The sequence below is a fragment of the Streptomyces sp. B15 genome (genome assembly GCF_018070605.1).
GTDB lineage: Bacteria > Actinomycetota > Actinomycetes > Streptomycetales > Streptomycetaceae > Streptomyces > Streptomyces smyrnaeus.
The window spans coordinates 76,158-95,897 of record NZ_JAGPXJ010000022.1 but is presented as its reverse complement, the minus strand read 5'-3'; the positions used below and the strand labels follow the sequence as shown (position 1 = coordinate 95,897).

The window sequence follows — 19,740 nt, the reverse complement described above, 5'->3', positions numbered from 1 at the left end:
GTCCGGCTCGTGGCCGACCGGTACCTGGTGACGGTCAACCCGGTCGACGGCAGCGAGATCGAACCCTGCCCGCCGGGTGAGCAGCGCGGCACCCCGGCCAAGCTCGCCCCGCAGGACCGCCCCGTCCCCGAGACGGCCACCGCCGTGGCCGCGCTGCCGCCCGGCAGCCTGCTGGAGCGGGACGAGGAGCGCGAACGACTCACCCGGCTGCTCTCCCGCGGGCGCTCGGTGCGGCTCACCGGGCGCTCCGGGTCCGGCCGCAGCGCCCTCCTCGACGCCGTCGCCGCGGACGTCGCCTCCCTCGCGCCCGACGGGGTGATCCGGCTCAGCGGCTACCACCGCACGCCCAGCGACCTGATGTACGACCTGTTCGCCGCCGTGCACAGTGCCCCGCTGCATCGGCCGGGGAAGACCGAGCTGGTCAGCGCGCTCGGTGGGATCGGCTCCGTCGTCCTCGTCGACGATCTGGAGTTCGGCGGCGAGGCCCTGGACGAGCTGCTGCGGGCCACGCCCGAGTGCGCCTTCGTGTTCGCCGTCACCCCCGACCAGCCGGCGCCCGCCCCCGGCTCGTACCTCGAAGAGGTGTTCCTGCCCGGGCTGAGCCGTACCGCCTGTATGGAGCTGATGGAACGGGCCGTCCACCGCCAGCTCACCGACGAGGAGGCCGACTGGGCCGCGGACCTGTGGTTCGGCTCCGAGGGGCTGCCGCTGCGCTTCGTCCAGGCCGGGGCGCTGCTGCGGCTGCAGGGCAGCGACAGCGTCGTGCCCGACCTGCCGGACGACGTGGCGCTGGCTCCGCTGCTGGCCGCGGCGCTCTCCGAGGCGGGCCGCGGAGCACTGCGGCTGGCCCTCGCACTCGACGGAGAGCTCCCGGACCCCGAGCATCTGCCCGCCCTCACCGGCGACCCGCAGGCCGACGAGAGCGTCACCGAACTGCTGGCCTCCGGGCTGATCAGCCCGGCAGGCGGCCACTTCAAGCTCGCCGCGGGCGTCGCCGCACAGCTCACCGAGACCGGTCACACCGAGGGCGGCGCGGCACACGCGCTCGCTGCCGCGCAGCACTACAGCTGGTGGGCAGGGCAGGCCTCCGTCAGCGCCGACCGCGTCGCGCAGGAAGCCGACGCGCTGCTCGCCGCCGTACGGGGCGCCCGGCACGGCGGCAGCGCCAGTGCCGCGGTGCTGCTCGCCCGCACGGCAGCGCCCGTGCTGGCGGCAGGCATGCGCTGGAGCGCCTGGGAGCGGGTGCTGCGCTGCGGCCAGGAGGCCGCCCGCGCCTCCGGCGAGCTCGCCGAGGAGGCCTACTTCCACCACGAGCTGGGCATCCTCGCCCTCTCCGCCGGCAACCCCGAGCGGGCCCGCTCCGAACTGGAGACCGCGCTCGGGCTGCGCGGCACACTGGCGGAGCAGCGCGGCATGGTCGCGGGCCGCAGGGCGCTCGCTCTGGTGACCGACCAGCTCGCCGCGGCCGGCGCCGCGGGACCGGCCGCGGCCGGGTCCACCCCGCCCGGGGGACCGGCGGCCAGCCCGGCCGTGAACCCGTACGCCCCCGTCGACACACCGCCGCTGGGCGCTCCGGAGGCCGCCACCGCAGCCGTCGAGAGCGACGCGGCCACCACCCCGGCCCTGTCGACCGCCGCCGCGCAGCAGCAGCCGGGGGAGACGCTGGTCTCGCCGACGGACGGCGCGCCCGACTCGGCCGACACCGCGTCCCGCGCCGGGCACACGAGCGGTCGGCACGGCGCACCGCGCGGCTGGCGCGCCTTCACCAGCAGCAAGCGCAACCTCGCGGCGGCCGGTGCGGGCGCGCTGATCGCCGCCGTACTCGGCACGGTCGTCACGCTCGGCACCGTCTCCGACGACGACCCCCCGGACTCGGTACGGCCGGATGCCGGCACCTCCCAGGACGACGAGGACAACGCCCCCGGCGACGCCTCGCCCGGTGACGGCAGCCGGAGCGGACAGCCGGGGCGGCAGCAGCCCGCCGCGGGCAGCCCGTCGCAGGGCGTTCCACAGGGACCGGCGTCCTCGTCGCAGGACGCGGGGACGCCTGGCGGCAGGCCGAGCTCCTCCGAGGAGTCCTCCAGCTCTGCGGACGACCCCAGCAGCCCCCACAGGCCGCCGTCCTCGCCCGACGACCCGCCCTCCTCGCCGAACCAGCCGCCGTCCTCCTCGCCGGAGGACCCGCCCTCCTCCCAGGACCCGTCGCCCGACCCCAGCGGCGACCCGTCCTCGCCGGACCCGGGGAAGACCCCCTCGGGCGGCGCGGACCGGACCCCCACGGACGCCGGTACGACAACTGGCGGCTCCCCGAGCACCGGTCAGGGATCCGACTCGGCCGCACCCTCGGCGTCGTAGGTCCCGAGGGAACGTGCTCCGCGGGACAGCCGAGGTGCCGCTGCCGCGGGTCGGCAGTGTCACCCGCGAGGAGGCTGCCGCATCGTGCACAGGTGCGGGCGGCCCGGCAGCGGCAGGATCTCGTGCATGACCGATGACCGCGAAGTGCTCTGCCGTCCGCGCTGGGGGCGCACCCTGTGGTTCCTCGTCGGGCTCGGGGCGGCCGGGGTGGGCGTGGCCGTGGTGGGCACGCTGCTTCGGGGCGAGCTCGCGGTGGTGTGGCTGGGCGTCGGACTGCTCCTCGCCCCGCTGGGCGTCGCGGCGCTGTACGCGGCCACCGCCCGGGTGCGCGCCGACGCGTACGGTCTGCGCTCCTGGACGCTGCTGAGCCGCTGGAGCGTGCCGTGGCAGGACGTCGCCGACCTACGGGTACAGCTGCGGCACGAGCGCAACCACCGGGCCAGGACCACCCGCCGCGTCAGCGTGTTGCTGTGTGACGGAGGCAAGCGGCTCCTGCCCCTGCCGCACGGCCCTTACGACGACCCGGACTTCGACGCGGAACTGGACGTGCTCCGCGCACTGCACCGCCGGCACGGAACCCCGCGGTCGAGCCACCTTCCCGTCCTCTCGTACCGCACCGTCGGACGAACCTGGGCCGGGGCGCTGAGTCTGTGCGTGCTGCTGCTGGCGGGCGCGGGGGTGGCCGCCTGGTTCGTACCGAACGCGTCGTCGCAGGAGAGGGCGTGGCAGTCGGCGACCCCGTGCACTTCCCGCACTCCCGCCGACGAGCGTGACGAGTGCCTGACCACCCTGTCGGCCGAGATCGAGCGGACCGAGACCGGCCGGCCCAAGCACAGCAGCTGGCTGTACTTCACCGACGGCCGGCCGCAGAAGCGGCTCGCGGTCTCCCGCGAGGCCGCGCTCGCGTTCGATGCCGGTGACAGCGTCGAACTGACCGTCTGGCGCCGCGAGGTGATGGAGGTCGCGGGGGAGGGGCATGTGTGGCGCAACCACATCCCCGGCGCCGGGGCGCTGGCCGTCGTCGCGGCCGCGGTCGCCCTCGCCGCGGTCTATCCGGGCGCGAAGGTGCTGCTGCGGCTGCGCGCCCGTCGCCGGCCCGACGACGAGGTTCTCCCGTCGGCTCTTCCGTTCGCGGGCGCGCTCGTCGGCACGGCCGTGTGGCTGCTGCCGCTGTGTTACCGCCACCCCACGGGCCTCGCCTCTTCCGAGGCCGTCGCCTGGGCCGCCGCGGGCTCGCTGGTCACGCTGGGCCTGTTCGTCCGGGCCTGGTACGCCACCCGCGTCCGTACGCCGGCGGCGGACGCTGAGGACGCTGCGGCCGAGGTGTCCGCCGAGCCGGAGCGGGAGGCGTTCTTGGCCGCCCGGTTCCTGGAGCACACCGAGTACAACCCGCACGGCTTCGGCACCCACATCGTCGTCGGGGACGGCCCGCCCGCCGTGACCCCCCACTCGGGTCCGGGAAGATTCGCGGCCAGACCGATTCCGGTGCAGCGGCTCACCGTGCGGGACGTGCGGCGGGTCCGGGGCGACGACGGCGACACCGTTCCCAGGGGCTGGCACATCGCCGAACTCGACGACGCGGGTACGCCGGTCCGCCTCGCGGCCGCCCCGGACGACCTCGCCCGCCTGGTCCGCGAGTTGGGAGCCGCGCGAACGTCGGCGCAGGCCGCGAGCCCTCGGACGTGACCACCCCCGGCGGCCCGCGACGGCGGCCGTCCGGAGCGGCCGTCCGGCGCCGTCCGGAGCGGCCGTCCGGCCGGGCCGGTGCCGGGGCAGGCCGGGCCGCCGGGTCAGAACAGGCGGAGCTTGTCGTCCTCGATCCCGCGCAGGGCGTCGTAGTCCAGGGTGACGCAGTCGATGCCGCGGTCGGTGGCCAGGACCCGGGCCTGGGGTTTGATCTCCTGGGCCGCGAAGACGCCCTTGACCGGGGCCAGATGCGGGTCCCGGTTGAGCAGTTCCAGGTAGCGGGTGAGCTGTTCGACGCCGTCGATCTCACCGCGGCGCTTGATCTCGACGGCGACGGTCGTCCCGTCGCCGTCCCGCCCCAGGATGTCGACGGGGCCGATGGCGGTGGGGAATTCGCGGCGGATCAGCGACCATCCGTCGCCCAGCGTCTCCATACGGTCGGCGAGGAGTTCCTGGAGGTGCGCTTCCACGCCATCCTTGATCAGACCCGGGTCGACGCCCAGTTCGTGGGAGGAGTCGTGCAGTATCTCCTCCATCGTGATGATCAGTTTCTCGCCCGCCTTGTTCTCCACCGTCCAGCGCTCGTCGTCCCCCTCTTTGAGAGTGCACGGGGGAGACATCCAGTTGAGGGGCTTGTAGGCGCGGTCGTCGGCGTGGACGGACACCGATCCGTCCGCCTTGACCAGGATGAGCCTGGGCGCTGAGGGCAGGTGTGCGGTGAGCCTGCCGGCGTAGTCGACAGAGCAGCGGGCGATGACGAGACGCATGGTCGGTCACGCTACTCGACCGCACGTGCTGTGCGCGATTCGCCCCCGGATGGGGTGTTCGACAGTGGCGCGAGTATTCCCATTCTCGTGCTGCTCTCACCCTCGTGGCCGTACGGTAAGGCTGGGCGTCGCCGTCCGAGGTTGCGCGACTACACGGTGATGTCCCTTCAGCCCCAAGAGACCCGGCTTCCGGGCCCGGGTCGCGAGAGGAGAAACCCATGTCGCTCGACGTCCCACCTGCGCTGTTGGAACAGGCAGAGCGTGGCGAGGTGGATGAGGCGGCGTTCGTCGACTGCGTCCGCACCTCCCTCCCGTACGCCTGGGAGATGGTCAGTTCGCTCGTCGCGCAGTTGAAGGTGGACGGCGGGGAGTTCGCCGACAACCAGACACCGCCGCCGGATGAGCAGCGCCGGGGGCAATTGCTCCGTGCAATGGCCAGCGACGCGATCCGTGGTGCGCTGGAGCGTCACTTCGGTGTGCGGCTCGCTTTCCAGAACTGTCACCGGGTCGCTGTCTTCCCGCTGGACCCGTCGGTGGACGACCGACTCGCCCGCTTCACTTCCATACGCGGTCAGCTCCTCAACCAGTCCCCCGAGCTGCGCGACTGCTGAGCCCCACCCACTGCGGACGGGGCCCTGAGGCGGTTGCGGCGGTGGAGTGTCGTCGCCGCAACCGCTTCTCGGCATGCCACCACGCGGGCGCCGCTCGCCGAGTGGGATCGCCAGCGGCAAGCGCCGCCTGCAACGTTTTTCAGCCTTTGCGGTGCCGCCGGCTCGGGCCCGGGTCGCGGACCTGTCCGGGCCTGCTCTCAGCAGAGCAGCGGCAGCACCTCACCGGCCAGCCGGTGGACGTTGCGCAGCGTGGCGTCCCGGTCGCCGGTGCCCTCCACCAGCAGCGCGAACCGCTCGATGCCGGTGCGCTCCGCCGTCGCCGCGAGCCGGTCCGCGCACAGCCGGGGCGTTCCCACCGGATGGAGCTCGCACAGCAGCTCGGTGTAGCCGTTGGGGTCCCGCATCGGGCGCGGCCGGCCGTCGACGGTCACATGCTGGCCCAGCCCTTCGCGCAGCCAGCCGGGCGTGGTTTTCGTCAGCAGCCGCCGTGCCTCCTCGAACGAGTCGCCGACCTGTACCACACCGGCCGACACATGCCGTCCCGCGACCGCCTCCACGACCTCGGGCGGATGTCCCGCCTCCAGTGCCGTACGCCGCCACAGGCGGGTCATGTCGGCCTTGTCCTCGTCCCCGCAGTGCATGCCCAGCAGCATGGGCAGCAATCGCTCGGCAGCCAGCCGCACGGTCCCCGGCGAGGTGCAGGCGACGACCACACCGGGGCCGGCCCCCGGGCCGCCGTCCGCGCCCCTGGCCGGCCCGTCCGCGGCGCACCCGGCGGAAGGGCCCGCGGCGTCCGGGCGGGGCACCACCTGAACCTCACGGAAGCGGTACCGCTCGCCGTCCGCGCCCACCCTCGGCTCGCGCAGCCAGCGCAGCAGCAGGTCCAGTGCCTCCGGGAAGCCCTCCTCGAACGCCTTCAGGCCGCCGCCGAACACCTCCAGATCCACCCAGGGGCCGCCGCGTCCGACGCCGAGCGTGAAGCGCCCCTCGGAGAGCAGATGGAGCAGTGCCGTCTGCTCGCCGAGCGCGACCGGATGCGCGTTGGGCAGCACACTGACGGCCGTGCCCACGCCGATGTGCCGGGTACGCCCCAGCAGCAGCGCCGCGAGCGTGACCGCCGAGGGGCACACTCCGTACGACACGAAGTGGTGTTCGGCCAGCCAGACATCGGCCAGCCCCGCCTCCTCCGCGGCCTGAGCGGTGCTCACCGCCCGGTCCAGCGCCTCACCCTGCCCCTGGCCCGGGAACTGTGCGCCCAGGACAAAAGCTCCAACTCGCATTCCCCACCGCCCTCGTGACTGCCCGCGGCCTTCCGGAACGCCGGGCCCGGGCGGGGCGTTCCGGAAGGCCGGACACCCTACCCGGCACTAACGCCGGACATGTGCCGAAGGCACGGCCTGACAGGCCATTCATCAGATGAACGCCGATCGGCCGTCGCCTGTGGACAGCCGCGAGCGGTCGTCGGCCACCTGCGTAGGCTGGAACGCGTACGGCCGCCGCGCCGCACGCACCCCGGGGCGTCACTCGCGCTGCCGGGCGGTGCTGCGGGCGGCCGCCAGCCCGTCCACCGCCGTCGACCCTCCGAGGTGCCCACGTGTCCCCGCGTCGTAACCGCTCCCGCAGCGGCGCAGTCAACTCGGCCAAGGCCGCCCGCACCGGCTCCGGGGGGCGGCGCGGTGGTGAGGAGCGCGGCGAGCGGGAGCGCTACGGCCTGGAGCGCACCGAGGACTGGCGGGGCGAGGAGTGGGCGGTCCGCCAGATAAGCGGCGGCGCGGCGGTCAAGCACTACCGGTGCCCCGGCTGTGACCAGGAGATTCCACCCGGCGTCCCGCACGTCGTCGCCTGGCCCCTGGAGGGCGATGTGGCCGACCGTCGGCACTGGCACCGCGCCTGCTGGAACGCACGGGACCGCCGGAGTGCCAGACTCCAGCGGTCCCGTAACGCGCCGCGCTATTGAGGGCCGGGCCGGTCGGCCGCCGCCGCCCCGTGCGGTGACCCCCGCCGCTACACGTCGCGCTTGTGCAGCAGCGCGTAGGCCACCCCGAGGACGATCAGCGTGACGACGGCCAGGCCGCCGAGCAGCGGCCAGCCCGTGGCGTCCTGGTCCTCGCTCATGGGGATGCGGTAGAGGGAGGCGAGCCCGTTGAGCGGGGAGTACTCCAACAGGAAGTCGCGGACGTCCTTCAGGGCCTCGCCCGCCATGAACAGCGCCATCACCAGCGGCAGCAGGACAACGCCCATCATGGTGGTGATCGCGCCCGCCGAGTGCCGCAGCAGTGCGCCGACCGCCAGCGACAGCAGCCCGAGCAGGGCCACATAGAGCCCGGCTCCGACGGTGGCGCCCAGCCACTCGCCGCCGGAGGCGACCAGCTTCCCTCCTTCGAAGGACCCGCCGAAGTTGCTGTCGCTCACGTACGAGGGACGCGTCTGGTCGCTCAGCAGCGCGGAGTTGATCAGCGCGGTGAGGGTGCAGGCCAGCGTCGTCATCACGAACGCCAGCACGAAGAAGACCACGGCCTTGGCCAGCAGCACCCGTCCCCGCTGCGGGCAGGCGGTGAGGGTGGTGCGGATCATGCCGGTGCCGTACTCGGAGGTGACCACCAGTACACCGAGGGTGATCACACAGAGCTGGCCCAGCATGAGCCCGAACAGGCCGCTGGAGAGCAGCGGCATCCCGGTGTAGTCGTCGCCGCTCAGCGCCATGGCGGTCAGCAGGCCGATACCGACGACGAGCACGAACATCACGCTGAGCGTCCACACCGTGGAGCGGACGGTGCGGATCTTGGTCCACTCCGAGACGAGCGCGTGACCGAGGTGGGTACGCGCCATCGGGATGGGCGAGTTGTAGGGGGCGATGCCGTTCGGCCAGTTCGCCTGCCCAGCCGCCTGGCCCTCGTACTGCTGGGTGCTCATCAGGCGTCCTCGCCTTCGTTCTTGGTGGTGCTGCTCGTGCTGCTGCCGGCGGCGCCGGCCGGGGGCTGCTGCGCACGCATCTGGAGCGTGCCGCCCTCCGGAACGCCCGGCGGGGGCGCCTGCTGCGGTACCGGCTGCTGGGCCACGTACGGGTTGCCCTGCGGGGCCGGCGGCATCTGCGCAGCCGCCCCCGGTACCGGCGCCGCCTGCGGCGGTACCGTGCCGGGCACCGCCATTCCCGGGGCGCCGGTGGGCTGTTGCAGCCCCGCGCGCATGTCGGTCGTCGAGCGGTAGTCGACCGAGCCCTGGGTGAGCCTCATGTACGCCTCTTCGAGGGAGGCCTGATGCGGCGACAGTTCCCACAGCCGGACGTCCGCGCTGTGCGCCAGGTCGCTGATGCGCGGCAGCGGCAGCCCGGTGACGCGCAGGGCGCCGTCGTTCTCGGGCTGTGCCTGGCCGCCGGCCTCCTGCAGCGCCACGATCAGCTTCTCGCGCTGCTCCGGCTCGGTGTCCGGGGTGCGCACCCGGGCGAACCCGACGGAGTTGCGCTCGATGAACTCCTGCACGGACATGTCGGCCATCAACTGACCGCGTCCGATGACGATGAGGTGGTCGGCGGTCTGCGCCATCTCGCTCATCAGATGGCTGGAGACGAAGACCGTGCGGCCCTCGCTCGCCAGTCGCCGCATCAGGTTGCGGACCCACAGGATGCCCTCCGGGTCGAGGCCGTTGACCGGCTCGTCGAAGAGCAGCACCTGCGGGTCGCCGAGCAGCGCGGCCGCGATCCCCAGGCGCTGGCCCATGCCGAGCGAGAAGCCCTTGGAGCGCTTCTTGCCGACCTCCTGGAGGCCCACGACGCCGAGCACCTCATCGACCCTGCGGGCCGGAATGCCGGACAGCTGGGCGAGGGAGAGCAGATGGTTGCGTGCGCTGCGACCGCCGTGCACGGCCTTCGCGTCGAGGAGCGCACCGACCTGGCGGGGTGCGTTGGGCAGGCCGCGGAAAGCGTGGCCGCCCACGGTCACCCGGCCGGACGTCGGCGTGTCCAGCCCCAGGATCATGCGCATCGTGGTCGATTTCCCGGAGCCGTTGGGCCCCAGAAACCCGGTCACGGCCCCCGGCCGCACCTGGAAGGACAGGTTGTACACGGCCGTCTTGGCGCCGTAGCGCTTCGTCAGGCCGTACGCCTCGATCATCCTTTGCCCTTGGACGCAGTTCGGGGCTCGTTCGCCCCCGGACATGGCCTAGGAGGCTACGGGGCCCCGAATCGGTTCCATCAGGCGGCCCCCCCGAGGGGGAGCCGCCTTCCTGGACAATCGTGGGGAAGTGCGGCTCAGGCGTCCCGCTTCTTGAGCACGATGAAGCCCGCCACCAGTGCGGCCGCCGTCCACGCCACCATGATCAACAGCCCCTCCCAGGGGCCGTACGGGCGGTCCAGTGTCTCCGGCACCACGGCCATCACCGTCGTGCCCGCCTGGTCCGGGAGGTACTGGCCGACCTTCTTGGTGGCCTCCACATTGCCGAGGATGTTGGAGATCAGGAAGAAGAACGGCATCAGGATCGCGAACGCCAGCAGCGGACTGCGCAGGACGAAGGTGATCCCGACGGCGAACATGGCGATCAGCGCCATGTACAGGCCGCCGCCGACAACGGCGCGCAGCACCCCCGGATCGCCGATGCCCACCCCGTGCGAGCCCAGCAGGGCCTGGCCGAGGAAGAACGCGCAGAAGCTGGTGAGCATGCCGACGACCAGCACGAGTACGCCCGCGATCAGCACCTTGCACCACAGGAACGTGCTCCGCTGGGGCACCGCGGCCAGTGAGTTGCGGATCATGCCGGTGCTGTACTCGGCCGACACGATGAGCACCCCGAACGCGATCATCGCCAGCTGCCCGAGGCCCATACCGGCGAAGCTGGTGTAGGTGGCGTCGAAGGTGAGCCGGTCCCCGGTGGACATGTCGTCGAACGTGGAGGCGGTCACCGCGCAGATCAGCGCGCCCAGACCGACGGAGACGATCAGCGCTGTGGCGAGTGTCCAGACGGTGGAGCGTACGGAGCGGACCTTCGTCCACTCGGACTTGAGTACCCGGGTGGTGTGGTTCATTCTCAACGCCCCCTCTTCCAGTCCTCGCCCCAGGCGGGGGGTGCCTGCCCCGGCTGCCCCGGCTGCCCCGGCTGCGCCGGTGGCGCCGTGCCGCCCGGCGGTGGGGCGGTGCCCGGGGGCGTCTGCGGCAGCTGCGTGCCGTCAGCACCGGGCGCGTAGGCGTGGTACTCGACGCTCTGGGCCGTCAGCCGCATGAACGCCTCCTCCAGTGAGGCCCGCTGGGTGCTCAGCTCGTGCAGCACCACCCCGTTCGCGGCGGCGAGCTCACCGATCCGCGGCGCTTCCCCGCCGTCCACCTCCAGGGCGCCGTCCCCTCCGGTGACCGGCCTGAGACCGGCCTCGACGAGCACGTCCCGCATCCGCTCCGGCTCAGGAGTGCGGACCCGTACATGCGTACGGGAGTTCTCCGCGATGAACTGCGACATCGAGGTGTCGGCCAGCAGCTTGCCCTGGCCGATGACGACCAGGTGCTCTGCGGTCTGTGCCATTTCGCTCATCAGATGGCTGGAGACGAAGACCGTGCGGCCCTCCCGGGCCAACTGCTGCATCAGATTGCGGATCCAGTGGATGCCCTCCGGATCGAGGCCGTTGACCGGCTCGTCGAACATCAGGATGCGCGGGTCGCCCAGCAGCGCGGCGGCGATCCCGAGCCGCTGCCCCATGCCGAGCGAGAAGCCCTTGGGCCGCTTGCGGGCCACCTCCTGCAGGCCCACCATCTCCAGCACCTCGCCCACCCGGCGCTCGGGGATGCCGTTGGACTGCGCCAGGCACAGCAGATGGTCGTAAGCTCTGCGGCCGCCGTGGACGCCCTTGGCCTCCAGCAGCGCACCGATACTGTTGAGCGGTTCTCGCAGCTCCCCGTAGTGCTTGCCCTCGATACGCACATCGCCCCGGGTCGGGGCGTCGAGGCCGAGCACCATCCGCATGGTCGTCGACTTGCCCGCGCCGTTCGGGCCCAGGAAGCCGGTGACCGTACCCGGACGTACGGTGAAGCTGAGACCGTCGACAGCGAGCTTGTCGCCGTACCGCTTGGTGAGGTCTTCCAGCTCGATCATTCTTCGACGCTAAGGGCCTGCCCGCGCACTCGCCACTTGTGCGCATTATCCGCACATCACCCGCACATGCGAAACGGGCCGCACCGTGTGGTGCGGCCCGCCACATCCCCACCGCGGCGGAGGTATCTCCTTGCGACGGGAGAGGTCGGTGCACGGGGAGACGCGCTGCGCGGAGCCCCGCAGTTGCCCCGAGCGGCCGGTCAGCGGGACTGCTGGGCCGGCACGGAGCGGCCGGCGGCCTCCTCGTCCGCGACCTCCTCGCCGGGCTGGCCCGCGGCCGCCACGGCGGCGCCGGTCAGCGTGGCCAGCATCTCGCGCACGTTGGTGAGCTGTGCGTTGATGCTGTCGCGGCGGTTGGTGAGCGCTGCCAGCTCGCGCTCGGACTCGCTGCGCACCCGGTCGGCCTTCGCGTTGGCGTCGGCGACGATGTCCTCGGCCTGGCGCTGTGCGGTCTCGACGGTCTGGCGGGCGCGGCGCTCCGCGTCCGTACGCAGCTTCTCGGCCTCCAGGCGCAGCTGCTCGGCGCGGTGCTCGATCTCGGCGAGCCGCTTCTCGGCCTTCGCCTGACGGGAGGCCAGATCGCGCTCGGACTGCTCGCGCCGCTTGGCGAGGTTGGTCTCGAAGTCGGCCGCCGCCTGAGCCGCCTTGGCGCGGGTGTCCTCGAAGAGGGTGTCGGCCTCCTCGCGCTTGGACTGGGCGTCCTTCTCCGCCTCGCTGCGCAGCGAAGCGGCCTCGCTCTTCGCCTTGTCGACGATGCGGGAGCCCTCTTCCTCGGCCTTCGCTTTGCGCTCGGCGGCGAACGCCTCGGCGTCGTTACGCACCTGCTGCGCCGCGCCCTCGGCGAGCTCGCGGTGCTGCTCGGCGGCGCGACGGGCCTCCTCGCGCAGGTCCTTGGCCTCTTCCTCCGCGAGACGGAGGATCTTCTCGACTCGGGCGCCCAGCCCGGCGTACGACGGCTCGGCGTCATTGACCTGAGCCTGGGCATTCTGCGTTTCGAGGTGCAGTTCCTCGATGCGCTTTTCCAGAGAGGTGATACGGGCCAGGGCGCTGTCACGGTCGGCGACGAGCTTCGTGATGCGGTCGTCCACCTGCCCGCGGTCGTAGCCACGCCGCACGAGCTCGAAGCCGAAGGGGGAGGAAGTGTCGCTCATGGGGTTCCTGTCGAGTCAGACGGGTTATCAGACGGGGGAGTGATAGAGGGAATCCTAGGGGCCGAAGCGGCGTGTCATCGAGCTTATGCGGGTTTGATCTGGAGAATGTGCCCTCATTCGAGTGGCTAACTCTCCGAACTCTTGCCACTCGAACGAGTTGTACCAGCGCCAACGCCCGCTGTCACACCACCCTTTGCACTGGTGTCACGTCCGCCCTTTTTGCCGGTCCCCGAGCCGCGCCCCGACCCGCCGCCGGAGCCGGATCCGCCGCCGGAGCCCGAAGCGGAATCAGAACCGGAATCGGTGTTGCCGGAGCCCGCCTGGGTCGCTGACGCGGCCCCCGGCGTCTCGAACGACTCCAGCGCCTCCAACACGTCCTGCACGCGGGAGATCTCCGCGTTGATGTCCTCCTGGCGCCGCATCAGCACATCCAGCTCGTGCTGCCCGGCCTCGACCGTGCGCTGTGCCTCCTCGGTCGCCTCGTCCCGTACCTGCTGCGCCTCGCGCAGCATCGCGGCCTTCCGCTGCTCGGCCTCCTTGAGCAGGCCCTCGGCCTTCTTGACGGCGGCGATCCGCACCTTGCCCGCCTCGGCGTCGGCATCCGCGCGCATCTCCTCCGCCTTCGCCCGCGCCTCCGCCAGCTGCTCCTCGGCAGCCTGTACGAGCTTGTCGCAGCGCTCGCCCGCCGACTGCATCGCCTCGGCCGCCTCCCGGCGGGCCCGCTCGTGCAGCTCCTCGACCTCCGTCTCGATGCGGGTACGCAGCTCCTCGGCGCGCTCGCGGATCGCGCCGGCGTCGCTGCGCGCCTCCTCCAGCATGGTGTCCGAGTCGGAGCGCGCCTTCTCGACCAGCTCCCGGCCCTCGGCCCGCGCCTCGGTCACCAGCCGCTCCGACTCGGAGCGTGCGGCACCGACCATGGAGTCGGCCTGCTCCTCGGCGGCGGCCTGCGTACGCAGTGCCTCCTCCTGGGCCTTGGCGAGGAGTTGGTCGGCCTGTTCGGCGGCCTCGCCGCGCTTGGCGGCGGCCTGCTCGCGGGCCTCGTCCAGCAGCCGCTGGGCCTCCTCGCGGGCCTCCTCGCCGATCCGCTCGGCCTCGGTGCGGGTCTCCTCACTGAACCGCTCGGCCTTGGTCCGCAGCTCGCCGCTGACCCGTTCGGCCTCGGCGCGGGTCTCCTCGCTGAACTGTTCGGCCTCCGCGCGGGTCTCCCGGCTGAACTGCTGGGCCTCGGTGCGGGTCTCCTCGCTGAACTGCTGGGCCTCGGTACGGGCCCGGTCGGCCTCCTCCTGGGCCTTGGCGAGGAGTTGGTCGGCCTGTTCGGCGGCCTCGCCGCGCTTCTTCGCGGCCTGCTCGCGGGCCTCGTCCAGGACCCGCTCGGCCTCCGCGCGGGCCTCGGTCAGACCGGCCTCGGCCTCGGCCAGCTTGGCCTCGGCCTCCTCGCGCAGCCGCGTCGCCTCCGCCTCGGCCTCGGCCTCGCGCTCGCGGGCCGCCTGCTCGGCCTCCTCGCGGGTGCGCCGCGCGGCCTCCTCCGCCTCCTCGCGGGTCTGCTCGGCCTGCTCCTCGGCCTGCGTGCGCAGTTCCTCGGCCTCCGCACGGGCCCGCTCCAGCGCCTCCTCGGCCTGCTTGCGCAGCGCCGTGGCCCGCTCGATGGCCTCCGTACGCACGCGCTCGCTCTCCGTGGCGGCGTCCGTACGGGTCTCCTCGGCGTCGGCCTTGGCCTTGCCCAGCAGCTCCTCGGCGCGGTTGGCGGCCTCCTCGATCTGCTGGACGGCGTCGCGGCGGGCCTCGCCGCGGATCTTCTCGCCCTCCTCGACCGCCTCGGCCCGCAGCTGCTCGGCCTCGCCGCGCAGCCTGCGCGCCTCCTCCTGGAGCTCGACCGTCCGTTCCCGGTACTCCTTGGTGTCGTCCTTGGCGGCGCCCTTGAGCTGCTCGGCCACATCGTGTGCCTCGGCCCGCAGCCGGTCGGCCTCCTCCTCGGCCTCCCGGCGCAGCCGCTCGGCCTCCTCGGCGGCCGACTTCGTGGTGGCCTTGGCCTCCTCGGACGCCCGGTTGAGCACGTCCTCCGCCGTACGGGCCGCCTCCGCGAGCTGGTTCGCGGACTCCTCGGCGGTGGTGGTGCGGGCCTTCTCCCGGGCCTCGGCGATCATCCGCTCGCCCTCGGCCCTGGCGTCCTCGCGCAGCTGCTCCGCCTCGGCCTTGATCGCCTCGGCGTCCTTGGTGGCCTGGCCGACCAGCCGCGCCACCTCGGCCTTGGCCGTACGGGTGCGCTGCTCGTTCTCCGACTCGGTGTCCGCGAGCCGCTTGCCGGCCTCTTCCTCGGCCTCCTGGAGCTTGTCGGTCGCCTTCTGCCGGGCTTCGCGCAGGGCCTCCTCGGCCTCGCGCATCCGCTCCTCGGCGCGGCGCACCAGCTCGGCGGACTCGCGCCTGCTGGTTTCCACCTCGCCGGCGGTGGAGGTACGCAGCTGCTCGGCGTGGTCGGTGGCCTCCTGCGCCTGTGTGGAGGCCGCGTTCAGCAGCCGCTCCGCGTCCGCGCGGGCCCGCCGCAGGATCGACTCGGCCTCGCTGCGGGCCTGCTCGGCCTCCGCGTTCAGCCGCTGCCGCGACTCCTCCGTGAGCCGCTGCGCCTCGGCCCGGGCACGGGTCAGGGACTGCTCGGCCTCCGCCCGGGTCTCCTCCATGAGCCGACGCGCCTGCTGCTCGGTGCGGGCCCGCAGTTGCTCGGCCCATGCCACGTTCTCGTTGACGTGGTTCTCCACCGTGGCGCGGCGCTCGGCCAGCTCCTGGTCGAGCTGCTGGCGGCGGCGTACCGCCTCGGCGTGCAGCTCGGCCTCCAGCCGCGACTGCTGCTCGGCCTGCTCCTGGAGCAGCCGCTGGGTCTGGGCGCGCGCCTCCCGCAGCTCCCGCTCGGCGTCGGCGCGCATCTGGTCGGCCTGCAGCTGGGCGTTGCGGAGCAACTGTTCGGCCTGGTGGGAGAGGTTGTCGTACCCCGCCGGGCGCGTGGCCAGGGCGCGGCGCGCCTCGTGCAGCTTGGCGCGCAGCACTTCGACCTGGTAGCCGAGGTCGTCGGCATGCTCGACGGCCTTCTCCCGCTCCTTCTTCAGCCGCTCCATCTCGGCCTCGAACTGCGAGAGGTGATCGTCAGCCTCGTAGCGGTCGTAGCCCCGCACTGCGCGGTCCCATCCGTCCCCTGGTAGTCGTGGAGATGATCCGAGCCCTCTCCCCGGACTTGGTTGGACACGTCTCCCGGAAATGGTGTCAGATCATCGGCGGAACGTGGACCGAGCCCCCAGCCCGGAGATCTCTGTAACGGGTGGGGAGGGCCCGCCCCGGCCGAATGCCCACTCTACCGGGCCTGGAAGCCGACGTCAGTGGTCCGTTGGTGGCGCTGTGGTTCATGGGGCGTGGGGTCAGTGCGCGTGCTGGTCGCCGGGTGTTGCCGAGGTCACCAGTTCGGTGAGCACCCCATGACAGTCCTTCGGGTGCAGAAAGGTGATCCGCGAGTCCATGGAGCCCCGGCGGGGCTCGTCGTACAGGACGCGGACGCCCTTGTCGCGGATGACCTCCGCATCGCCGTCCACGTCCTGGGTGCCGAACGCGATGTGGTGGACGCCCTCGCCGTTCTTGGCCAGCCACTTGCCCACCGCCGAGTCCTCCCGGATGGGCTCCAGCAGCTGGAGGTAGGACGCTTGGCCGTCGTCCGTGCCGTTGATCCGCAGCATGGCCTCGCGAACGCCCTGCTCCTGGTTGACCTCGGTGTGGAACACCTGGAAGCCATAGGTGCGAGAGTAGAAATCGACGGTGGCTTCGAGGTCCCGGCAGGCGATTCCGATGTGGTCGATACGCGTCAGCATGGGAACAGTGCAGCGCTCCGAGTGCGGTTACGCAACGTGCGCACGGTCACACTCACCGACCGGTGACCCGGGCTGGTACCGCTCAGTATCTTGAGTGGTAACCCTCGTTAACTTCCCCTCGGAAGGGAACTCCTCATGACTGCCACCTCCTCCAGCAGCAGCACCACCTCCTCCGTGATCGTCGCGGGCGCCCGTACGCCCATGGGGCGGCTGCTCGGCTCGCTGAAGTCCTTCTCCGGTGCGGACTTGGGAGGGTTCGCCATCAAGGCGGCACTGGAGCGGGCCGGGATCGGCGGGAACGCCGGACACATGGTCGAGTACGTGATCATGGGCCAGGTGCTCCAGGCCGGCGCCGGTCAGATCCCCGCGCGCCAGGCGGCGGTCAAGGCCGGCATCCCGATGAACGTCCCGGCACTGACCGTGAACAAGGTGTGCCTCTCCGGACTCGACGCCATCGCGCTCGCCGACCAGCTGGTGCGTGCGGGCGAGTTCGACGTCGTCGTCGCCGGTGGTCAGGAGTCCATGACCAACGCCCCGCACCTGCTGCCCAAGTCCCGCGAGGGCTACAAGTACGGCGCTTTGGAGGTGCTCGACTCCATGGCGCACGACGGCCTCACCGACTCCTTCGAGGGCGTCGCCATGGGCGCGTCCACCGAGAAGCACAACACCCGGCTGGGCATTCCGCGCGACGTCCAGGACGAGATCGCTGCGCGCTCCCACCAGCGCGCCGCCGCCGCGCAGCGCGACGGCCTCTTCGCCGCGGAGATCACTCCCGTCGAGATTCCGCAGCGCAAGGGCGAGCCGGTGCTCTTCTCCGAGGACGAGGGCATCCGGGGCGACTCGACCGCCGAGTCGCTGGGCAAGCTGCGGCCCGCGTTCGCGAAGGACGGGACGATCACCGCGGGGTCGTCCTCGCAGATCTCCGACGGTGCCGCGGCGGTCGTCGTGATGAGCAAGGCCAAGGCCGAGGAGCTCGGCGTCGAGTGGATCGCCGAGATCGGCGCCCACGGCAACGTCGCCGGCCCCGACAACTCCCTCCAGTCCCAGCCCTCCAACGCCATTCAGCACGCGCTGAAGAAGGAGGGGCGCGCCGTGGGGGACCTCGACCTGATCGAGATCAACGAGGCGTTCGCAGCCGTGGCGCACCAGTCAATGAAGGACCTCGAAGTCGGCCCCGAAAAGGTGAACGTGAACGGCGGGGCCATCGCCCTGGGGCACCCCATCGGCATGTCCGGGGCGCGTATCGTGCTCCACCTCGCGCTGGAGCTGAAGCGTCGCGGGGGCGGCCTGGGTGCCGCGGCCCTGTGCGGCGGCGGTGGGCAGGGTGACGCCCTGATCATCCGCGTCCCGTAGCAGCGGGCACCGAGGCAGGAGAGGTCACCCGGCGGCGCCCCGCCGGCACGGCGGCCGAGGGGCGAGGGCCACGGCCCTGAGAGAGGAAGCGGTCTGAGATGGCGGATGTCGCAGCATTGGTGGCGCGGGCCCGGGAGGGGGCGCCCCGCGCGGTGGCGCGGTTGATCTCCCTCGTCGAGGGGGCCTCTCCCCAGCTCCGCGAGGCCATGGCGGCCATAGCCCCGCACTGCGGCAACGCCTATGTGGTGGGGCTGACCGGCTCCCCGGGGGTCGGCAAGTCCACCACCACCTCGGCGCTGGTCAGTGCGTACCGGGCGCAGGGCAGGCGGGTCGGGGTGCTCGCGGTGGACCCGTCCTCGCCGTTCTCGGGCGGTGCGCTGCTCGGTGACCGGGTCCGGATGGGGGAGCACGCCTCGGACCCGGGGGTCTACATCCGCTCGATGGCCACCCGGGGCCACCTCGGCGGCCTGGCCTGGGCAGCGCCGCAGGCGATCCGGGTGCTGGACGCGGCCGGGTGCGACGTGGTGCTGGTCGAGACCGTGGGCGTCGGGCAGTCCGAGGTGGAGATCGCGGCGCAGGCCGACACCAGCGTGGTGCTGCTCGCGCCGGGTATGGGCGACGGTATCCAGGCGGCGAAGGCCGGAATCCTGGAGATCGGTGACGTCTACGTCGTCAACAAGGCCGACCGGGACGGCGCGGACGCCACCGTGCGCGAGCTGAACCACATGCTCGGTCTCGGTGAGGCCCGCAAGCCCGGCGACTGGCGGCCCCCCGTGGTCAAGACGGTGGCCGCCCGCGCCGAGGGCGTGGACGAGATGGTCGCGGCGCTGGACAAGCACCGCGGCTGGATGGAGGAGCGGGGGGTGCTGGCCGAGCGCCGTGCGGCGCGGGCCGCGAAGGAGATCGAGACCATCGCGGTCACCACGCTGCGCCGGCGCATCGGCGAGCTGCGGGGCGGCAAAAGGCTCGACGCGCTCGCCGAGCGTGTGGTCGGCGGGACGCTGGACCCGTACACGGCGGCCGACGAACTGGTCGAGGGCGTCACCGAGGGGTGACGCCCTGACCCGGACGGGTGAGGATGGCGCTTGGGCGGAGGGCTCCGGCCCTCAGTCGTCGTCGCCCTGCTCGGTCTCGTGGTGCAGGACCTTGCCGGAGGTGCCGTCGAGGGTGAGTTCGTGCTCCTTGCCCTTCTTGTCGACCGCGTCCGCCTCCCACTGGCCCTTGTCCCGGCCGTCGTCGTCCAGGCTGACGGAGGTGACGGAGCTCTTGGTCTCCTCGGCGGCCTTCTTGCCGGCCTCGGCCGCGTCCAGCTTGGCGTGGCGGACGACGGAGCGGTCCTCGTCCTTGCGGGTGTCGACCCGGTTCTTGAGGACGTCGCCCTTGGTGGCGTCGATGTGCACGTCGTGCCACTTGCTGTCCTTGCCGAGGACGTCGGCCTCCCACACGAGCCGGTCGCCGTCGGTGTCCAGCTCCAGCTCGGTGATGCTGCCGGGGACCTCCTTCAGCACCGCGCGGGCCGCACGGTCGAGGGAGACGTCGGCGGCGCCGGTGTCCTCGGCCTTGTCGGCGCGGCCACCGTCGCGGTCGTCGCCCCGGTCGTCGTCGCTGTCACCGTGGTCGTCGTCGTGGTCGACCGTGCGCACGTCCGACCGGGACTGCGCCGCGGACGCCTGCTTGCCGTCCGTGCCGCCGTCGTGGGACGCGACCCCGAAGGCGGTCGCCGTACCACCTCCGACCAGGGCGGCAGCGGTGACGGTTGCGATGATGACCTTGCGCTTCATGACGTTCGACTCCTCGGGTCGTTCGCTGCTCTCGCTTTCGATGACTCCACGGTGGCCGACCATTGCTGAACGTAAGCTGAAGCTACCTGAAGCCCTCTTCAGCCGCGATTTGGCAG

General features: G+C 72.3%; 16 protein-coding genes. 6 read left to right on the top strand and 10 right to left on the bottom strand.

Annotated elements, in window-relative coordinates; translation table 11 throughout:
* The coding region (locus KBY19_RS13275; RefSeq protein ID WP_210965811.1) for an ATP-binding protein at positions 1–2,355 on the top strand (2,355 nt) is incomplete at its 5' end.
* Between the two features lie 126 nt (positions 2,356–2,481).
* A complete protein-coding gene (locus KBY19_RS13270; protein ID WP_210965810.1) occupies positions 2,482–4,041 on the top strand; it encodes a PH domain-containing protein in 1,560 nt (519 codons plus the stop codon).
* 104 nt (positions 4,042–4,145) lie between these two features.
* Here the strand turns inward: KBY19_RS13270 and nucS are convergent, their stop codons facing one another.
* Complete coding sequence (gene nucS, locus KBY19_RS13265) at positions 4,146–4,808, bottom strand: endonuclease NucS (RefSeq protein ID WP_099884290.1); 663 nt, start codon at positions 4,806–4,808, stop codon at positions 4,146–4,148.
* 218 nt (positions 4,809–5,026) lie between these two features.
* Here nucS and KBY19_RS13260 point away from each other — a divergent pair, with 218 nt between their 5' ends.
* Complete coding sequence (locus KBY19_RS13260; protein WP_099884292.1) at positions 5,027–5,419, top strand: SCO5389 family protein; 393 nt, start codon at positions 5,027–5,029, stop codon at positions 5,417–5,419.
* 197 nt (positions 5,420–5,616) lie between these two features.
* On the opposite strand, the gene KBY19_RS13255 is transcribed toward KBY19_RS13260, so the two are convergent.
* Positions 5,617–6,699, bottom strand: a complete 1,083-nt coding sequence (locus KBY19_RS13255; protein WP_210956197.1) for an LLM class flavin-dependent oxidoreductase — start codon at positions 6,697–6,699, stop codon at positions 5,617–5,619.
* Between the two features lie 314 nt (positions 6,700–7,013).
* Here KBY19_RS13255 and KBY19_RS13250 point away from each other — a divergent pair, with 314 nt between their 5' ends.
* A complete protein-coding gene (locus KBY19_RS13250) occupies positions 7,014–7,376 on the top strand; it encodes an ATP/GTP-binding protein (RefSeq protein WP_099884296.1) in 363 nt (120 codons plus the stop codon).
* A 47-nt stretch (positions 7,377–7,423) separates the two neighbouring features.
* Here KBY19_RS13250 and KBY19_RS13245 read toward each other — a convergent pair whose 3' ends face one another.
* The 7 genes from KBY19_RS13245 to mce all read right to left on the bottom strand — a co-directional run bounded on the left by KBY19_RS13245 (position 7,424) and on the right by mce (position 16,490).
* Positions 7,424–8,332 (bottom strand): ABC transporter permease subunit, encoded by a 909-nt coding sequence (locus KBY19_RS13245; RefSeq protein ID WP_099884298.1) that lies wholly within the window; start codon positions 8,330–8,332, stop codon positions 7,424–7,426.
* Positions 8,332–9,528 carry an ABC transporter ATP-binding protein gene (locus tag KBY19_RS13240; protein WP_247690924.1) on the bottom strand — a complete coding sequence of 399 codons (1,197 nt, stop codon included), beginning with the start codon at positions 9,526–9,528 and terminating at the stop codon, positions 8,332–8,334. Before KBY19_RS13240 ends, KBY19_RS13245 begins: the two co-directional genes overlap by 1 nt.
* 137 nt (positions 9,529–9,665) lie before the next feature.
* Positions 9,666–10,436 carry an ABC transporter permease gene (locus tag KBY19_RS13235; protein ID WP_099884302.1) on the bottom strand — a complete coding sequence of 257 codons (771 nt, stop codon included), beginning with the start codon at positions 10,434–10,436 and terminating at the stop codon, positions 9,666–9,668.
* 2 nt (positions 10,437–10,438) lie between these two features.
* Positions 10,439–11,491 carry an ABC transporter ATP-binding protein gene (locus KBY19_RS13230; protein ID WP_210965809.1) on the bottom strand — a complete coding sequence of 351 codons (1,053 nt, stop codon included), beginning with the start codon at positions 11,489–11,491 and terminating at the stop codon, positions 10,439–10,441.
* Positions 11,492–11,691: 200 nt separating this feature from the next.
* A complete protein-coding gene (locus KBY19_RS13225; protein ID WP_099884304.1) occupies positions 11,692–12,642 on the bottom strand; it encodes a cellulose-binding protein in 951 nt (316 codons plus the stop codon).
* Between the two features lie 125 nt (positions 12,643–12,767).
* The gene (locus tag KBY19_RS13220) at positions 12,768–15,806 is read right to left on the bottom strand and encodes a hypothetical protein (protein ID WP_210965808.1); all 3,039 of its coding nucleotides are present in this window, start codon (positions 15,804–15,806) and stop codon (positions 12,768–12,770) included.
* Between the two features lie 240 nt (positions 15,807–16,046).
* Positions 16,047–16,490 carry a methylmalonyl-CoA epimerase gene (gene mce / locus KBY19_RS13215; RefSeq protein ID WP_099884308.1) on the bottom strand — a complete coding sequence of 148 codons (444 nt, stop codon included), beginning with the start codon at positions 16,488–16,490 and terminating at the stop codon, positions 16,047–16,049.
* A 135-nt stretch (positions 16,491–16,625) separates the two neighbouring features.
* Between mce and KBY19_RS13210 the strand changes: the two genes are divergently transcribed.
* Both KBY19_RS13210 and meaB read left to right on the top strand, forming a co-directional pair.
* A complete protein-coding gene (locus tag KBY19_RS13210; protein ID WP_185018163.1) occupies positions 16,626–17,843 on the top strand; it encodes an acetyl-CoA C-acetyltransferase in 1,218 nt (405 codons plus the stop codon).
* Between the two features lie 98 nt (positions 17,844–17,941).
* Positions 17,942–18,898, top strand: coding sequence for a methylmalonyl Co-A mutase-associated GTPase MeaB (meaB, locus tag KBY19_RS13205; protein WP_099884312.1), 957 nt, complete (start codon positions 17,942–17,944; stop codon positions 18,896–18,898).
* Positions 18,899–18,949: 51 nt separating this feature from the next.
* Here the strand turns inward: meaB and KBY19_RS13200 are convergent, their stop codons facing one another.
* The gene (locus KBY19_RS13200) at positions 18,950–19,624 is read right to left on the bottom strand and encodes a PepSY domain-containing protein (RefSeq protein ID WP_210965807.1); all 675 of its coding nucleotides are present in this window, start codon (positions 19,622–19,624) and stop codon (positions 18,950–18,952) included.
* Positions 19,625–19,740: the final 116 nt, after the last annotated feature.